The 15042-nt window shown below is 71.7% G+C and carries 16 protein-coding genes, 2 tRNA genes and 1 pseudogene; 12 read left to right on the forward strand and 7 right to left on the reverse strand.

The genetic code is table 11. The features are described 5' to 3' along the window. Window positions 1-295: 295 nt before the first annotated feature. Window positions 296-916: a VTT domain-containing protein gene (locus ABZ078_RS42620; protein WP_356583919.1), complete on the forward strand. Its 621-nt coding sequence runs from the start codon at window positions 296-298 to the stop codon at window positions 914-916. Between the two features lie 131 nt (window positions 917-1047). Here the strand turns inward: ABZ078_RS42620 and ABZ078_RS42625 are convergent, their stop codons facing one another. Then, window positions 1048-1281 carry a DUF2277 domain-containing protein gene (locus ABZ078_RS42625; RefSeq protein WP_356583920.1) on the reverse strand — a complete coding sequence of 78 codons (234 nt, stop codon included), beginning with the start codon at window positions 1279-1281 and terminating at the stop codon, window positions 1048-1050. Window positions 1282-1369: 88 nt separating this feature from the next. Between ABZ078_RS42625 and ABZ078_RS42630 the strand changes: the two genes are divergently transcribed. Together ABZ078_RS42630 and ABZ078_RS42635 are read left to right on the forward strand one after the other, a co-directional pair. Continuing rightward, window positions 1370-2275, forward strand: a complete 906-nt coding sequence (locus tag ABZ078_RS42630) for a 2-dehydropantoate 2-reductase (protein WP_356583921.1) — start codon at window positions 1370-1372, stop codon at window positions 2273-2275. A gap of 105 nt (window positions 2276-2380) precedes the next feature. Next, on the forward strand, window positions 2381-2722 hold the full coding sequence (locus tag ABZ078_RS42635; protein ID WP_356583922.1) for a hypothetical protein: 342 nt from the start codon (window positions 2381-2383) through the stop codon (window positions 2720-2722). A 45-nt stretch (window positions 2723-2767) separates the two neighbouring features. Here ABZ078_RS42635 and ABZ078_RS42640 read toward each other — a convergent pair. Beyond that, window positions 2768-2844, reverse strand: a tRNA-Val gene (locus ABZ078_RS42640). 432 nt (window positions 2845-3276) lie between these two features. Between ABZ078_RS42640 and ABZ078_RS42645 the strand changes: the two genes are divergently transcribed. The 4 genes from ABZ078_RS42645 (at window position 3277) to ABZ078_RS42660 (ending at window position 5819) form a co-directional block, all read left to right on the forward strand. Further along, entirely contained in the window at window positions 3277-4014 is a 738-nt protein-coding gene (locus tag ABZ078_RS42645) for a DUF6879 family protein (RefSeq protein ID WP_356583923.1), read from the forward strand. Then, the gene (locus tag ABZ078_RS42650; protein WP_356583924.1) at window positions 4011-4859 is read left to right on the forward strand and encodes a helix-turn-helix transcriptional regulator; all 849 of its coding nucleotides are present in this window, start codon (window positions 4011-4013) and stop codon (window positions 4857-4859) included. The genes ABZ078_RS42645 and ABZ078_RS42650 overlap by 4 nt, the downstream gene beginning before the upstream one ends. Before the next feature lie 85 nt (window positions 4860-4944). Further along, entirely contained in the window at window positions 4945-5403 is a 459-nt protein-coding gene (locus ABZ078_RS42655) for a hypothetical protein (RefSeq protein ID WP_356583925.1), read from the forward strand. Then, window positions 5400-5819 carry a hypothetical protein gene (locus tag ABZ078_RS42660; RefSeq protein WP_356583926.1) on the forward strand — a complete coding sequence of 140 codons (420 nt, stop codon included), beginning with the start codon at window positions 5400-5402 and terminating at the stop codon, window positions 5817-5819. Before ABZ078_RS42655 ends, ABZ078_RS42660 begins: the two co-directional genes overlap by 4 nt. Window positions 5820-5898: 79 nt before the next feature. On the opposite strand, the gene ABZ078_RS42665 is transcribed toward ABZ078_RS42660, so the two are convergent. Then, window positions 5899-6126 (reverse strand): helix-turn-helix transcriptional regulator, encoded by a 228-nt coding sequence (locus tag ABZ078_RS42665; RefSeq protein WP_356583927.1) that lies wholly within the window; start codon window positions 6124-6126, stop codon window positions 5899-5901. A gap of 421 nt (window positions 6127-6547) precedes the next feature. Next, a tRNA-Val gene (locus ABZ078_RS42670) sits at window positions 6548-6622 on the reverse strand. A 207-nt stretch (window positions 6623-6829) separates the two neighbouring features. On the opposite strand from ABZ078_RS42670, the gene ABZ078_RS42675 reads away from it, so the two are divergent. The 3 genes from ABZ078_RS42675 (at window position 6830) to ABZ078_RS42685 (ending at window position 9454) form a co-directional block, all read left to right on the forward strand. Beyond that, a complete protein-coding gene (locus tag ABZ078_RS42675; RefSeq protein WP_356583928.1) occupies window positions 6830-7603 on the forward strand; it encodes a DUF4097 family beta strand repeat-containing protein in 774 nt (257 codons plus the stop codon). A gap of 260 nt (window positions 7604-7863) precedes the next feature. Then, window positions 7864-9177, forward strand: coding sequence for a hypothetical protein (locus ABZ078_RS42680; RefSeq protein WP_356583933.1), 1314 nt, complete (start codon window positions 7864-7866; stop codon window positions 9175-9177). A 55-nt stretch (window positions 9178-9232) separates the two neighbouring features. Further along, window positions 9233-9454: a zinc ribbon domain-containing protein gene (locus ABZ078_RS42685; protein WP_356583929.1), complete on the forward strand. Its 222-nt coding sequence runs from the start codon at window positions 9233-9235 to the stop codon at window positions 9452-9454. 374 nt (window positions 9455-9828) lie between these two features. Here ABZ078_RS42685 and ABZ078_RS42690 read toward each other — a convergent pair whose 3' ends face one another. Genes ABZ078_RS42690 through ABZ078_RS42700 form a run of 3 tightly spaced genes read right to left on the reverse strand, consistent with a single transcriptional unit; the run spans window position 9829 to window position 14344 of the window. Beyond that, entirely contained in the window at window positions 9829-10641 is an 813-nt protein-coding gene (locus ABZ078_RS42690; RefSeq protein ID WP_356583930.1) for an HAD family hydrolase, read from the reverse strand. Further along, window positions 10641-13139, reverse strand: coding sequence for a phosphoribosyltransferase (locus ABZ078_RS42695; protein ID WP_356583931.1), 2499 nt, complete (start codon window positions 13137-13139; stop codon window positions 10641-10643). Before ABZ078_RS42695 ends, ABZ078_RS42690 begins: the two co-directional genes overlap by 1 nt. Window positions 13140-13174: 35 nt before the next feature. Continuing rightward, window positions 13175-14344, reverse strand: coding sequence for an HpcH/HpaI aldolase/citrate lyase family protein (locus ABZ078_RS42700; RefSeq protein WP_356583932.1), 1170 nt, complete (start codon window positions 14342-14344; stop codon window positions 13175-13177). Between the two features lie 188 nt (window positions 14345-14532). Here ABZ078_RS42700 and ABZ078_RS42705 point away from each other — a divergent pair. Continuing rightward, window positions 14533-14946: pseudogene (locus ABZ078_RS42705) on the forward strand (TerD family protein); the annotation flags it as partial. A 7-nt stretch (window positions 14947-14953) separates the two neighbouring features. Then, window positions 14954-15042: alpha/beta hydrolase (locus ABZ078_RS42710; protein WP_356583934.1), on the forward strand; the 89-nt coding region annotated here is incomplete at its 3' end.

Genomic DNA, 15042 nt, shown 5'->3' on the forward strand with positions numbered 1-15042 from the left:
CTTCGCCGACCGGCACCAGGTCCGGCCGTACGTCGGCGATGTCGTGCACCGGCGCGGTGCTGACGCGGCGCAGCACCGGGGCGCGTTCGAGCGGGTACGGGCGCCGTTGTGCTGGGCGGCGGTGGAACGGGGGTGTCGCGGCAGGCGGGTGAAGATGCGGTGCCGAACACACGAGCCCCCGATGAACCTCCTGTCACACCCCCCGCGTACGCTGTATGGCTGTCATAGGCCGCACCTGCCGTTCCCCCGCGACATCGCGGCACGGTCTGGCCACGGGGGTCGACGGGGAGTTGCGGTGCTGGAGGGTTTCGACGATGTGGGTTCGCTGACAGCGGCCCCATGGATCTACGTGGCCGTGGGACTGTCCGTCCTGCTGGATGTGTTCCTGCCGGTCCTGCCCAGCGGCGTCCTGGTGATCACGGCGGCGACGGCGGCGGCCGCGGGCTCCGGAGCGGCGACGGGACGGGTCCCCGACGACGTCCCGGACATCCTTGCCCTGACGCTCTGCGCCGCGACGGCCTCCGTCCTGGGGGATCTGGTCGCCTACCGCCTCGCCCGGCGCGGCGGCACCCGACTGAACCACGCGATCGCCCGCTCCCGCCGCCTGAAGTCGGCGCAGGAACGTCTCGGCGCGGCCCTGGCCCGGGGCGGCGGCGCCCTGGTCGTCCTGGCCCGCTTCGCCCCCGCCGGCCGCTCGGTCGTCTCCCTGGGCGCCGGCGCCACCCACCGCAGCGCCCGCGACTTCCTCCCCTGGTCCGCCCTGGCGGGCCTCACCTGGGCCATCTACAGCGTGGCCCTCGGCTACCTGGGCGCCCAGTGGCTGGGCCCGACGTGGGTGGCGACGGCGGTTTCGGTGGGGGCGCTGTTCGCGGCGGGGGCGGCGGCCACGTATGTGGTGCGGCGGAGGCCGGCGTAGGGGTGCGGCCGGCGCGGGCCCGCGCCACCCGTGGTCCTGAGCGCCGCTCCCCGCCCGGTGTGCGTACTGAGCGCTGCTTGCCCGCGCGCTGCCCTGCCGGCGCGCGTCCGGCTCCGCGCCCGCCCGGCCCGCTACCCGGCCTTCCGCGCCACCCCTGCGCCCCGCACCTCCAGCCCGCCCAGCAACTCCGCCGTGGCCTCCGTGATCACGTCGACGGCACGGTCGAAGACCTCCCGGTTGTGGGCGGCCGGGGCCCGGAAGCCGGAGACCTTGCGGACGTACTGCAGGGCGGCGGCCCGGATCTCTTCCTCCGTCGCCCGTTCGGGCAACGCGGGCGGACGAAGCGTCTTGATACTGCGGCACATGCCCAACAGTCTCCCTCGAAAGGGGCCCCCTCTGCCATGATCATGCCCTAGGCGGCCACCGCTGGGGCCGACCGACGAGAGGACTCCCATGACGGCGAAGAACGAACTCACGGTGGCGGTACTGGGCCCGGGCGGCATAGGCGGCCTGCTCGCCGCGCTGCTGTCCAGGTCCGGCCACCGTGTCATCTGCCTGGCCGGCGACGAGACGGCCACGACCCTGCGGGCGACCGGAATCCATGTCCGCAGCGGCCTCTTCGGCGACTTCACGGCCCGTGTCGAGGCGGACACCGAGCTCCGCGAACCGGTCGACGTCTGCCTGGTCGCGGTCAAGGCCACCGCCCTGGACGAGGCCCTGGCCCGCGTCCCGCCCACCGCGCTCGGCGACGCCTTGCTAGTCCCCTTCCTGAACGGCGTCGAACACCCGGAGACGCTGCGCGCCCGGTACCGCCCCGACCGGGTCGCCCCCGCCGTCATCCGGGCCGAGTCGACGCGCGTCGCCCCGGGCGAGATCGAACACGGCACCCCCTTCGCCGAGATCGACCTCGCCGGCGACACGGTTCCCCGCGACCGCCTCGACGCCCTCGCCCGGGCCCTCGACGAGGCCGGCCCCACCACCCGTGTCCTCCCCGACGAGACGGCGGCCCTCTGGGCGAAGATGTCCTTGCTGGCCCCCTTCGCGCTGCTCACCACCCGGCACGCCGTCCCCATCGGCGACGTACGCACGCGCCACCGCGAGGAGTTGACGTCCCTGGTCGAGGAGACGGCGGCCGTCAGCCGCGCCTGCGGCGGCCCCGCCGACCCGGCCCAGGTCCTGGCCCGCCACGACGCCTTCCCGCCCACCGCCAAGTCATCGATGCAGCGGGACGCCGAGGCGGGCCGCCCTCTCGAACTGGACGCCATCGGCGGGGCGTTGCTGCGCGCGGCGGAGCGGCACGGGGTGCCGACGCCGGTGGCGACCCGCCTGGTGGGCGAGTTGCGGGCAGCGGGCTACTAGGGCCGGTTGCGAAAGTGGCGCCCGCCGCGCGCGCCCACACACTCGTTCGCATGAACCCCTCGAAGAAACTCGCCTCCCAAAATCGAACAGGCGTAGCATTGGCACGTGGCTACGCCCTATGACTTTCCGAGTGACCTCCTCGCCGGCCAGGAGGAGCTGCATCAGGTCCGGGCCGAGCTGTCGGCCCTGCTGAGGCGGCTTCCCTGGTCGGTCGTTCCCCTGGACGGCTTCAGCGACGACAACGGCTGGCGCAAGATCGAACGCCCCGCCTCCCCCGGCTGGACGGAGGACGAGCAGGCCGAGGTCGAGAAGCTCCGCCGCCGCGAACACGAACTCGCGATCTTCGTCAGCGGCCACCGCTTCTGGTCCGAACTCACCGGGGCGGAACGAGTCGACGCCCGCATGAAACTGAAGCACGCCCACGAAACGCCGGAGCGGGAGACCTGAAACACCGAGGACCCCGACCACGAACGGCGGGGTCCTCCACGGCTGTGGGCGCGGACGGTTTCGAACCGCCGACATCCTGCTTGTAAGGCAGGCGCTCCGGCTGGCCGGTGAGCTGAGCTCCCTCCAGGCGAAACGAGGGCCTGAAATTCAGCGAAGGCCGCCAGGAAACAAAGGGAATTGGGGCGCGGGCGGCGTCGGGGGCAACTGGGGCGGCGGAGTGTAAACCCAGGCAGGTGACTGCGTGGAGCCGTCCACCTGCGGCACCTTTGCCCACTTCAGCACCGCCAGGAGGACGGCTACACCTAAGAGGATCAAGCAGGTGTTTTTGATCAACGGATCCTCCAGAAGCCCACCTTGATTCTTCCGCCTGGGAGTGGTCACCATGCCGGTTTCCCCAGCGATGGCAGAGGACCTGGCGAGAGAGGGCCTTTCGTCATGCCCAATTGCGCGCAATCCGCCGGTCGCACTCGGCGCACGCAATCTGCTGCAATCAGTGAGCACGTCCACGCGCGCGCGAGCATCCTGGGTCTCCAACCCGTCGACGCGGAGGGCACATGACGCTCAGGTTCATCGGCACGACCAGCGACGAAGGCGACTGCCCCACCCTCTATGACATCCCAGAGACAGACGAGATCCTCGTTCAGGGCGACCGCGAGACCGACCCCGACCACCTTGTCCAGCTCCGAGACGTCAAGAGCTCCGAGACGTTCGTACGCGTCCCACGCAGCCTCCTCGTGCGCTACGCACCGAGAACCGACAGCCCCGAGCTACTGCCGTTCGCCTCGATCTCCCACCTCTTCCGCGAGTTCCGGCACACCGCCTGGCGGCTGGAGACTCGTCGCGGCTACGCTTCCGACCGCCGCAGCCCCAAGTGGCAGCGCTGGCAGGCCGGTGAGGACATCGCCAGTGAGTCCAGCAACTGGCTGGAGAACATCGCAGCCCAGACGGCGGCGGGCAAGAGGTTCGAGCGCGTCCGGATTGTGGATGAACCGGCCACTGAAGGGCAGCGGTTCCTCCTCGCCGCCGCTCCTGGGAACGTTCAGGCGGGCGAGGACATTCGCAACCTCACCCGGGCTCAGGCGAAGGAACTGCGGCTGCCGGACTACGACTTCTGGGTCTTCGACTCCAACGTCCTTGCTCGGTTCGCGTTCGACGAGGACGACACCACCCTTGGCGTCTACCTCACCGAGGACCCGGCCGAGGTCCTCGCCGCCTGCCAGGCCCGCGATGCCGCCTGGCATTACGCCGTGCCTACAGCGCAGTTCGCCGAGCGGGTACGTTCCACCATGTGACCACCGACTTCCAGACTGCCAGGGAGGCCCTCGGCGCACGCCTGCGCGGCCTGCGTGTCGAGGCCGGCCTGGAAGGCAAGGACCTCGCCGCCAGGCTCGGCTGGCAGACGTCGAAGGTGTCCCGGCTGCAGAACGGCAAGCAGACTCCGACCCGGGACGATCTTTCCGCGTGGGCACAGGCAGTCGACCGCCCGGATGTCGTGGACGAATTGCACGGGCTGCTGGCCGGACTGGGCATGAAGGAGCGACACCGCTCGTGGGGGCGGCAGCTCGCCGGCGGACACCGCGGGCGCCAGGAAATCGGGGTCAGGCTGACCGAGGCCACGAAGGAGATCCGCGGTCTGGAAGTGTCGAGGATCCCCGGCCTGTTCCAGACGCCGGAGTACGCGCGTGTGGTCTTCGATGGCCTCGCCGAGTTCCGGGGTATCCGGCCGACGACCGACGCGGCTGTTGAGGCGCGGATGCGGCGACAAGAGGCGCTCTACAACCCGGACAAGACCTTCCACTTCGTTCTCTGCGAAGCCGCCCTTTACCACCGCCCATGCCCGGTGGAGGTGATGGCTGAGCAGTTGGACCGTCTCTACACCCTCGTCGGCCGGAACCGTGTGGAGCTGGGCATCATTCCCTTCGGCGCGCAGCTGCGCCGTACGGCCCCGCACGCGTTCTGGATCTACGACCGCCGGTTGGTCATCGTCGAGACGATCAGCGAGGAACTGTGGCTCACTGGCGATGAGGACATCGCGGTGTACGAGCGGGCGTGGGACTGGCTGACGGAGTCGGCCGAGTACGGGGCGCTGGCGCGGCGGCTGATCGGCCGGGCCCGGGCGGCCCTGGACCTGGGGTAGCAATCTCGGCAATCGGCGTACGAGCTTGCGCAATTGCGCGCAATCGCCGCGCGGACGCGCAATCGTCCTGCGTACGGTCCTGGCCATGGCCCACCCGAGGATGCAGTGCGCCCAGCGGTACGAGGCCGGGGACGCGTGGCTCGCCGACTGCTCCGCGTACCCGGACCTCGTCCGCTCGGCGTGGGACAACGAAGCCCTCGCCCCGATCGCCTCCGGCGGCCGGTGGCTGGTCGCGGAAGCGCGTCTCGCCACCGCGTATCACGTGCTCATCCGCATTCGGGATGAGCATCGGGGCCCGATTCTCGCCGACCCGGAGTTGGACAAGCTCTGGTGGCTGGTCCCGCCTGACTCGGCCGAGGAACTGGCCGACGTGCGGAAGGTCGTGGTGCAGCCTGCGGGCTGGTGCCTGAACTGCCCGCCGACGGGGTGGCAGGTGGAGGGCCGGATGTGGATCACGCGCCCCGACGGGTCCGGGCGACTGACCAATTCTGCTGTACTCGGCGCCGCGTTCGGCCCGGGTGGACGACGCGCGGAGGCATCATGACGACGACCGAGACCAGAGCAGAGCCCACCGATGAAGTCGACATCCCGACGGACGACACCCCGACACTCGGGCAGCTGCTCATGGAGTCAGCCCAGAGCGGTCGGGGCCGTGCAGCCGCGCAGGCCCTGGCCGAGGAGGGAACCATCCTCGCCCGCGACAACGTGCGCGCGGCCCTCGTCGTCAAGGAGGACGGCCGCCTGCGAGCCAACTGGGAGGGTCTCATGGGGCGCGTCTACACGCTCGGCCTCGACGAGGGGGAACGGGCGTTCCTGGGGCTGGTGCTCTCGATGGTGGGCATCGGTATCACGCCGCTGATCGCCATCGAAGACCTGGATGAGCGCCGCCTGCTGATCCTGATGCGGGCGTTGCCACTGCTCGGGGGCAACGAGCGGATCGCGGTCGGTACGCGCTTGTAGACCCTCGGCACCGGGACGGCAAATGGCCGGCGCCGGGAAAGGGCGGTCGCCCCCGTCACCCCCGTCGGGGGGCGACCGCTCACTGTACGAGGTCGGGGACCTCCACATCGAGGGCGTGGGCTATGGCCACGAGGTGGGCGTACTCGATGCCCTCGCCGGCCTCGATGCGCTGGATGGTTGAGCGTCCGAGTTCGGTTCGCTCGGCGAGTTTCTCCTGGGTGAGGCTGGCGTGCTCGCGGGCCTGACAGACGCGGCTGCCTTGCTGCTGGCAGGCGAGGCGGATCCATTCGGGCTGGTCGTCGGGCACCCGTCCACGCTGGAATACCGGTGATCTTCTGCCAGCCTCAGAAGTGACGCACTGTGTGATCTTGAAGCCCTGGGATTATATGTGCGGGCCACGTAATCGAAGTGTGGCCCTTGTGCGCCGAGCGGCGAGTCAATTACACGAACGACCCCCGCCGATGCGTTCGGCGAGGTTCGCCGCCCACGAGCCGGTTCTGCCCACCCGGGTCCCGCAGGTGACGACGAGCCTGTGTCTGGCGCGCGAGAGGGAATCGCGCCGTCCTCGTCCTCCTGGCACCATAGAGCGCTCAGCGCTTTGATCAGGTCCCCCGATCCAGAGATCGGAACCATGATCATCTGGGGTTGTGGACTTGATGTGGACTCTGGGCGCAGGAAAGGCCCTCCAGGGAAACCCCTGGAAGGCCGATGACCTGCTATTTAGAGCCTGGTGGGCGCGGACGGTTTCGAACCGCCGACATCCTGCTTGTAAGGCAGGCGCTCTACCCCTGAGCTACGCACCCGAGAACGAGTCGACAGCCTACCTTGCCAGGGGCCGTGTCCCGCAAACCCGTATCGCGGGCAGCCCGGGGAGTCCTGGGGTTATCCCCAGCAAGATTCCGGGAGCGGCCCGGATCCCGCGGTGGGCCCGGGGTCCGTACGGTCGAAGCACCGTCGAAGTCCCGGGCCCGTAAGAGGCGGTCCTGGGGATGTCTCAGGGGGAGATCGTCATGGCCCGTACCGTTCCCGCTCGTGCCGTCGCCGTCGCCGGAGCGGTCGTCGTGATCCTCGCCGGTGTCGTCGGCTGTGGGGCCTCCGCCGGGGACGACAAGGATCCCGAGCGCCGGTCCTTCGCGCTGGAGGGGCGGACGCTGACCGTCGACTCCGACGACTCGGCGCTGGAGATCGTCGCCGCCGAGGGGCACGAGGCCGGCACGGTGGAGGTGACCCGGTGGTTCCAGGGGTCGGTCACGGTCGGGTCGGGTCCCAAGGTGACCTGGGAGATGCGGGACGACCGGCTGGTGCTGCGGGAGAAGTGCTCGGGCATGATCGCCGACTGCTCGACCAAGCACCGCATCGAGGTGCCGCGCGGCGTCACGGTGAAGGTCCAGGACGGGGACGGGAGCGTGCGGGCGCGGGGGTTCCGGGACGCGTTGAGCGTTCGTACGGGGGACGGGTCCGTGCATGTCACCGACTCCAGCGGTCCGCTGGACCTGGAGTCGGGCGACGGCTCCGTGAGCGTCTCCGATGTCACCTCGCGCCAGGTGAAGGCGAGGACCCGGGACGGATCGGTCCGGCTCGAACTCGGCACCGTGCCCGACCTGGTGGAGACCCGCAGCGGTGACGGCTACGTGTCGATCGAGCTGCCGCGGGCGACGTACCGCGTGACGACCGAGACCGGCGACGGCTCGGTGGACGTGTCCGTGCCCCGGGACGACACCAGCTCCCATGTGGTCTCCGCCCGTACCGGCGACGGAGAAGTTTCGGTGCGAACGGCGAACTGACCGGCCCGTGTGTTCGTCCTAAACCGGTGGGAGAATGACACCGGGCAGGGTGAATGACAGCACGGGAGAGGGATGTGACGGCGACACCTCCGCAGCCGAACTCGCCGTCAGTGCCGCGCGCACAGCGCGGTCCTTCCGCCTACGACACCTCAGACGACACCGCGAACGGCACCGCGGACGGCACCGCGTCCACCACCGTGCGCGACGCCTCGCGAGCCGTACGCCGCGTCCGTGGCGACGCGCGTCACGCGCACCGCGCCCTGCGGGACACCTTCGCCCTGGTCGCCCTCCCCCTCGTCGCCGCCCTGGCGCTGCCCGCCGCGTTCGCCGGCGGCGGCACCCGGCGCTGGTTCGGTGGGCGGGCCGAGGGTCAGCGGGCCGAGGCGCAGGCCGCGAAGGACGCGGCGGCGGCCGCGTTCTACGAGCTGGACACCGCCCAGCGGGATCTGCGGATCTCGATCGAGACGATCACGGCCGTCGACGACTCCCCGGCCGCCCGCCGGGCGCTCACGGACTTCGAGGCGCTCGGGCGGCGTATCGACGAGGTCAGCCACCAGTACATCCAGGCCGTCGACGCGCACGACCTCGACCGGGACGACCTGGACGCCGCGACGGCCGCCCGCGCCCGCACCGAGCTGACGAAGGCCAAGGACGAGCTGGGGCGGGTCAAGCAGGACCTGGACCGGTTCTCCGACGGGCTCGGGCCGCTGCTCGGCAAGGCCGAGACCCAGTTGGCCCGGCTCGCCCCGGCTGTGGAGCGCGCCCGGCAGGGGCTGCTCGCCGCTTCGAACGCCCTGGACGCCGTACGGACGTCGGGGCTGAAGGCGGACGACCTGGCCGCCCGGCTCGCCGCGCTCGCCCCGGAGCTGACCAAGCTGAACCAGGGCGCCGGGCAGCATGGCGTCCCGCAGACGCTGGAGCGTGCCGAGCGCGTCGCGCGGGCGGCCGAGGCGGTCCAGGTGGAGGCCGAGCGGTTGCCGGAGCGGGCCGCCGAGATCGATCGCCGGCTGGTCTCGCTACGGACGCGCGCGCAGGCGCTCACCACGCGCGCCGAGCAGGTCGAGCCGGTGCTGAGCGAGCTGCGGCGGCGCTTCACGGCGGCGTGCTGGCAGGACCTGCAGGGCGTTCCGGAGCGGGCCGCGGAGAACGTACGACAGGCCGAGCTGAAGCTGAAGGAGGCGCGGGCCGCGCGCGACGACCAGCGCTGGCCGGACGCGACCGCGCTGCTGTCGACGGTCCGGGCGCTGCTGAACGGCACCGACGAGTCGGTGTCCGCCGCCGGTGACCGGCTGCGCCGGCTGAACGCCGTGCAGAAGGATCCGCAGCGGGAGATCGAGCGGACGCGGTTCGCGATCCGGGACGCCCAGCGGCTGGCCATGGCGGGGCGGAACACGCCCGATCCGCGGCACGCCCGCCCGCTGGACGACTCCGTGGCACGGCTGGAGCGGGCGATAGGCACGCTGGAGGGCCGCCACCCGGACTACTGGCACTTCCTGACCGAGACGGAGGCGGTACGGCACACGGTGGCCGGGGTGGTCGCGCGAATCCGCGAGGAGCGCGGCGCCGGTCACTGACGGGGGCTTGGCTCGGTGCCTACGACCGGCCCCGGACGCCGGTTAACCTGTGCTCATGCCTCGCTACGAGTACCGCTGCCGCAGCTGCGGCGACACCTTCGAACTGAGCCGCCCGATGGCGGAGTCGTCCGCCCCCGCCGCGTGCCCTGCGGGGCACGAGGACACCGTGAAGCTGCTGTCGACGGTCGCCGTGGGCGGCACCGCGAACGCCGCCGCGCCCGCGCCCAAGACCAGCGCCGGAGGCGGCGGCTGCTGCGGCGGGGGCTGCTGCGGCTGACGCGACGGAGCCGAAGCCAGCCGCCGGCCACCCCGGTCGCCGCGGACGGCTGCACCACGAACGCCCCCGCGCCCGCCCCCGCGCCCGTGTCCGAGGCGAGCGGTGCGGGCGGAGGCTGCGGCTGACCCGCCCAGGCCCTGGATACCGACCACGTCTCCCGCCCGGCACCTCGGCTCAGGCACAGGCGCCGACCGTATCCACTGCCCGGTCGGCGCCCGTCCATGATCCGCCAGTCCCGGCGCACGGCCCCCAGCCCCCCCACCCGAACCGGGCCGACCGGTCCGCCTCGGCGCGGCATTCGCCAGGGCGGCCGAGGCGGCCGCGAAAGCCGCCGCCTCGGCGGGGGCACCCGCGGCAGCCGCTGGGGCGGTCCCTTACCGAGGAGCCCGCGTCGTCCTCAACAGCTCCCGCAGGATCCGTTCCCCGGCCAGCACCCCCCGCTCCGGCAGGGCGCTGATCGCCGGGGCGGTCCAGTCGGTGTCGGCGAGTTCGCCGTGGCCGGGGCGCCAGCCGCGGTCGGCGGCGAGGAGGAGGTCGGCGTCGAGGAGGGAGTCGCCGGCGGCCAGCGTCAGGTCGGCGCCGGTGCGGCGGGCGACCTCGTGCATGGCGGCGCTCTTGGTGAGGGGCTTGGGGACGGCGTAGAGCTTGCGGCCCTGCAAGGACACCGTCCAGCCGCGGTTCTCCGCCCACACCGCGAGCTCCTTCACCCACTCCTCGGGCAGCAGCTCGCGCTCCACGACCAGGTACGCGAAGAGGTCCTCGGCGATCCGGTGCTTGCGCACCCACGCCGGGGACGCCGTCGCCATCAGGTGGTCCTGCACCTCCGCGAGCGGTGCGCACCGCTCGGCCAGCCGGGCCGTGACCTGCGCGTGCCAGTCGGGGTCGGAGACGCCGTCGACCAGCAGATGGCCGCCGTTGGCGCAGATCGCGTACGTCGGCGCGGGGCCCGGCAGATTGATGCGCTGGTACTGCTTGCGGGTCCGGGTCGTGGTCGGCACGAAGACCGCCGCGTCGCCGAGGTCGGTCAGCAGCTGTGCCGCCGTCTCGGTCATGTACGACAGCGGCTTGCTCTCGTGCACCTCCACGCACAGCAGCCTCGGCGCCCGCGCGTCCGGCATGGTCAGCGCGAGGGCCGCGGCGGAGTAGATCAGCGTACGGTCGAGGTCGCTCGCCACCAGCACCGGCATCAGACGTTCACCGCCTTGCCGTCGGCGCCCGTCGCGCCCCGCGTGTACTTGGGGTGGATCAACCCCACGCAGGTGTACGGCAGTTCGGCGACCTCTTCCACCGGGACCCCTCTCTGTTCGGCCAGCAGTCGGACATGGTCCAGGTCGGCGCCGGCACCGGCCCGCGCCAGGATCTTCCACGGCACCCGGCGCAGCAACACCCGCGTGGTCTCGCCGACGCCCGGCTTGACGAGGTTCACGTCGTGGATGCCGTACTCCTCGCTGATGCGCTCGACGGCCGCCCAGCCCGCCCAGGTCGGCGCGCGGTCGCCGGACAGCAGTTCCTTGACCTGCGCGTCGACCGCGTCCGCGACCTCCTGGAAGCGCCCCGACACGGCGTCCAGGAAGGCCACGGAGACGTCCGTGTCGGCGAGTTCGCGGTAGAACTTCGCGCCGTGGTAGTCGTGCGGGCCGACCAGGTCGGCGCGCAGGACGGTGCGTGAGATCAGTCCGGAGACCGTGGAGTTGAGGCACGCGGACGGGATGAGGTAGTCCTCGCGGGTGCCGTACGTCCGCACGCACGAGCCCGGGTCCGCGAGTACGGCGATCTCCGGGTCGAAGCCGGTGATGTCGTCGGACTTCTCGAACTCCCGTACCGCCTCGGCCAGTTCGCGGGTGATGGCGCCCTTTCCGGTCCAGCCGTCGACGAAGACGACGTCCCGCGGGTCGTGGTGTGCGGCCAGCCAGCGCAGCGCGTTGGCGTCGATGCCCCGGCCGCGCACGATCGACACGGCGTAGTGCGGCAGTTCGAGGCCGTGCCGGAACCGGGCCCAGCGGCGCATGAGGATGCCCACGGGGGTGCCGGCGCGGGCGAGGGAGACGAGCACCGGGCGCGGCGACCGCTCGGCCAGCACGATCTCGGTGACGGCGCCGGCCGCCTGCGCCAGCCGGGCCGCCGACTCCTCCAGCGCCGCGTGGAACAGCGCCTGGTACTGCTCGCTGGGCTGGTACTCCACGGGCAGCGACTCGGCGTAGTGCGCGCCGCCGCTCTGGATGGCCTCCTCGCGCTCCTCGGTCGGCGCCTCCAGCGTCACGTCCGAGAGGTCCTGGAGCAGCCAGCCGACCTCCTCGGGCGCGTACGAGGAGAAGGCGGGGCCGCGGAGGGGCTCGGGCAGCATGGAGCGCCTTTCGGGAAGGGGCACGGGGCCGGGGACGTACGAGGGCACCACCGCCAGGACGACCCGCGGGGTGTGGGCCGCGAGTTGGTTCAGCAGGCCGTCGGGCGCGTGCAGTTCGGGGGTGTCGGCGACCGAGTCGACGACGGCTATGACGGTGTCGAAGCCGGCGCCGGCGACGTTGTAGGCGTAGCGCTCGCCGGGGCCGTCGGCCGGGTCGTCGTGGGCCGGGAAGACGAGGCGGGTGCGTATCGCGTAGCCGGGGTCGTCGACGGCGAGGACGGGTGAGCGGGTCGTGGTGGAGTAGCGGATCTCGGCGTCGGTGGTCCGCTCCAGCTCGCGGGCGAGCCTGAGCGGGGCGTACATCAGCTCCTCGAAGCCGAGGACGAGGACGCGGCGCGCGTCGGCGGGGAGGGCCTCTGCGAGGCGGGCGGCCATGGCGGGGAGGACGCCTTCGAGGCGGGTGCGGTGCGCGGGCGTGAAGCCGTGGCGGCCGCCGTCGGGGAGGCCGGGAGGCCAGCACAGGTCTACGCGGGCGAGGTGGGGGTGGGTGCGGTCGTCCGCCGGGGGCGGGCCGGTGGGGACGGGTCCCGCAGCCGCCGCACCACCCTCCACGGCACTCTCCGCCTCGTACCGCGCCACCAGCTCCTGCCCCTTCTGCAGCACCCCCTCCGGCAGCCGCACCGCCCCCGAAGCCGCTGCCACCAGATCCACCCGCGCGCCGATCTCCCGCGCGAACTCCTCCAGCCGTCCCGCGTCGGCCGCCGACCGCATGTCCACCAGCGCCACCACGACATACCGCCGCCGCGGATAGCGCGCGTGAAGATCCCGGACGGTGTTCAGCACCGTGTTCCCCGTGGAGAACTCGTCGTCGACCAGGACCAGCGGCCCGTCGCCGACCAGCAGGGCGGGGTCCTCCGGCAGCAGCAGATGGGACGTGGCGTGGGAGTGGGACTCCTCGAAGCCGCCCGCGCGGGCGACCCCGGCGACCGGGCGGCGGGTGGAGTGCAGGTAGGGGGCGAGACCGATGCCGTCGGCGACGGAGTGGCCGAGGCCGGTGGCGGTCTCCGCGTAGCCGAGGACGACCGCCCTGGCGGCCTGGTCGGCGCCCAGGAGGTCCCGCACCCGGCGGCCGAGGGTGAATCCGGCGTCGTAGACCACGGAGGGCGACTGCGGTACGTGCTTGCCGAGCACGTGGGAGACCAGCAGATGCGCCCGCTTGGGGTTGCGGCGCAGGGCGAGCCCCAGCAGGTCCCTGAGCCCGTCGTCGCCCTCCAGCTGGACTCCGAGCCGCTCGGCGACCCAGCTGCCGGACCAGTCCCCGTTGTTCACTGCGTTGTTCATGCGTCCCTTGGGTAGAGAAGCCGGTCGGCCTGGGTTCAGGCCGGGATTCCGGCGGCGAGCAGCTCCACGAAGCCGATGTCCTCGTTGGCCACGCCGAAGGCCTCGGCGCGCAGCAGGGTCCGCTCGGCCCAGGCGCGATGCGGCTTCACCTCGTTCATCTTGTTCGTGTACTGCGACCTGAGTACACCCCCGCCGCAGCGCTCGGGCCGCAGGATGTCCTTGGCGTCGCTGTACTCCTCGTGACTGACCACGGACAGCGCGTGCACGGGCAGCACGTGGGAGGGGTGGATGCAGGTCTTGCCGAGCAGGCCGTTGGCGTGGTCGAGGGTGATCTCGCGGAGCAGTCCGTCCATGGAGTGCTCGATGAGGGCCTCGCGCAGTTCCTCGGCCTGGCCCTCCAGGAAGGGGCTGCGGCGCAGCTGCGGCTTGAACATGCGCTCCTGGACGCGGAAGTACTCCCACACCGGCCCGGTCACCGTGAACCCGGTGCCGTCGGCTCTGCCCAGCATGTTCACCACGTCGGCGATCACGGAGGCGACGATCTGGACGTCGTAGGCGGTCATGTCCGGGGCCCGGCGCAGCCCGTACGACGAGCAGAAGTCGGTGACGCCCAGCCGCAGCGCGAGGACCCGGTCGCGGTACTTGTCGACGGCGCGGAAGATGCCCTCCAGGGTCTCCACGCGCGACTCGCGGTAGAGCAGCTCGGGCGACTCCAGGACCGGCATGGCGAACAGCCGTCGCCCGCTCAGGGCCTCGGCGGTCGCGAGGGCCTCCAGGAAGGGCATGCCGCGTTCTTCGGTGAACTTCGGCAGCACGAATCCGGACAGCAGCCGGACGGCGGGACCGAGCCGCCGTACGAGATCCGGGATCTGCTCGGGGCTCCGCACCCGGATGAAGATCAACGGCAGATCGCCGGCGCTCTCCCGCTCCGCGAGGTCGGTGAACTGCCCGACGAGGTTCTCCTCGCCCTGCGCCACGTCCTCGTCGCCGATCGAGTCCTCCAGGCACAGCACCATCGAGACCACGCCGCGTCCGGTCTGTTTGACGATGTCGTCGGCGAGCCGCGGCCGGGTGGCCGGACTGTAGAGCGTGGCGCCCAGGGCCGCGGAGAGCAGCCGGGCCGGGGAGTCGGCGGAGAACTCGCACGGCTCCTGATGGAAGAGGCGCTGCCGCACCTCCGGGGCGATGTGCCCGAAATGACGCATAGAGCTCCCCCGTGGTGACTCAGTGGCCCCTGTGACCGGTTCACAGGTGGCCGGTAATAGTACGTAGGTACCCACGTCGGGGGTTCCCACTGGGCATGAATTTCTGGTAACGCGGACAAACATGACCGCACACGGCCGGTCACACCCCCGCGTTGTCGTGAGCAGGACGGAGAGGGCAGGATGACGGCATGACGCACGCGATGTTGAAGGGGTCGAACGTCCCGCTCGAAGCCACGACGGTGCGCGCCGTGCTGCGCTGGACGCCCGGGCAGGGGGTTCCGGATGTCGACGCCTCGGCGCTGCTCCTCGGCCCCGACGGTCGTGTGCGTTCCGACGAGGACTTCGTCTTCTACAACCAGCCCCGGCACCCCTCCGGGAAGGTCTGGCGGCTCGGCAAGAAGCGGCTCGCCGAGGGCCTCACCGACACGATCCAGACGGAGCTGGCCGGTGTCGAGCCCGAGGTCGGACAGATTCTGCTGGTCGCTTCGGCGGACGGCGTCCCCTTCGACCGCGTACGGGACCTGCGCATCCTGCTGTACGACGCGGCGGTCGCCGACGGTGATCCGCTGGCGTACTTCGACATCAAGCCGGAGACGGGGCAGGCCGGAGGTGAGTGCGCCGGGCGCGGCACCGATCCTGCTGGTCGGCAACACCGGCGACCCTGCCACGCCCTACGAGGGCACCCGGCGGATGGCGGA

Source organism: Streptomyces sp. NPDC006385, assembly GCF_040612485.1.
Lineage (GTDB): Bacteria > Actinomycetota > Actinomycetes > Streptomycetales > Streptomycetaceae > Streptomyces.

Excerpts from the sequence above, each read along its gene's own strand:
- ABZ078_RS42625 (WP_356583920.1), bottom strand. The coding sequence starts at position 1,281 with ATGTGCCGCAGTATCAAGACGCTTCGTCCGCCCGCGTTGCCCGAACGG.
- ABZ078_RS42630 (WP_356583921.1), top strand. The coding sequence starts at position 1,370 with ATGACGGCGAAGAACGAACTCACGGTGGCGGTACTGGGCCCGGGCGGC.
- ABZ078_RS42645 (WP_356583923.1), top strand. The coding sequence starts at position 3,277 with ATGACGCTCAGGTTCATCGGCACGACCAGCGACGAAGGCGACTGCCCC.
- ABZ078_RS42655 (WP_356583925.1), top strand. The coding sequence starts at position 4,945 with ATGGCCCACCCGAGGATGCAGTGCGCCCAGCGGTACGAGGCCGGGGAC.
- ABZ078_RS42660 (WP_356583926.1), top strand. The coding sequence starts at position 5,400 with ATGACGACGACCGAGACCAGAGCAGAGCCCACCGATGAAGTCGACATC.
- ABZ078_RS42675 (WP_356583928.1), top strand. The coding sequence starts at position 6,830 with ATGGCCCGTACCGTTCCCGCTCGTGCCGTCGCCGTCGCCGGAGCGGTC.
- ABZ078_RS42685 (WP_356583929.1), top strand. The coding sequence starts at position 9,233 with ATGCCTCGCTACGAGTACCGCTGCCGCAGCTGCGGCGACACCTTCGAA.
- ABZ078_RS42690 (WP_356583930.1), bottom strand. The coding sequence starts at position 10,641 with ATGCCGGTGCTGGTGGCGAGCGACCTCGACCGTACGCTGATCTACTCC.
- ABZ078_RS42695 (WP_356583931.1), bottom strand. The coding sequence starts at position 13,139 with ATGAACAACGCAGTGAACAACGGGGACTGGTCCGGCAGCTGGGTCGCC.
- ABZ078_RS42700 (WP_356583932.1), bottom strand. The coding sequence starts at position 14,344 with ATGCGTCATTTCGGGCACATCGCCCCGGAGGTGCGGCAGCGCCTCTTC.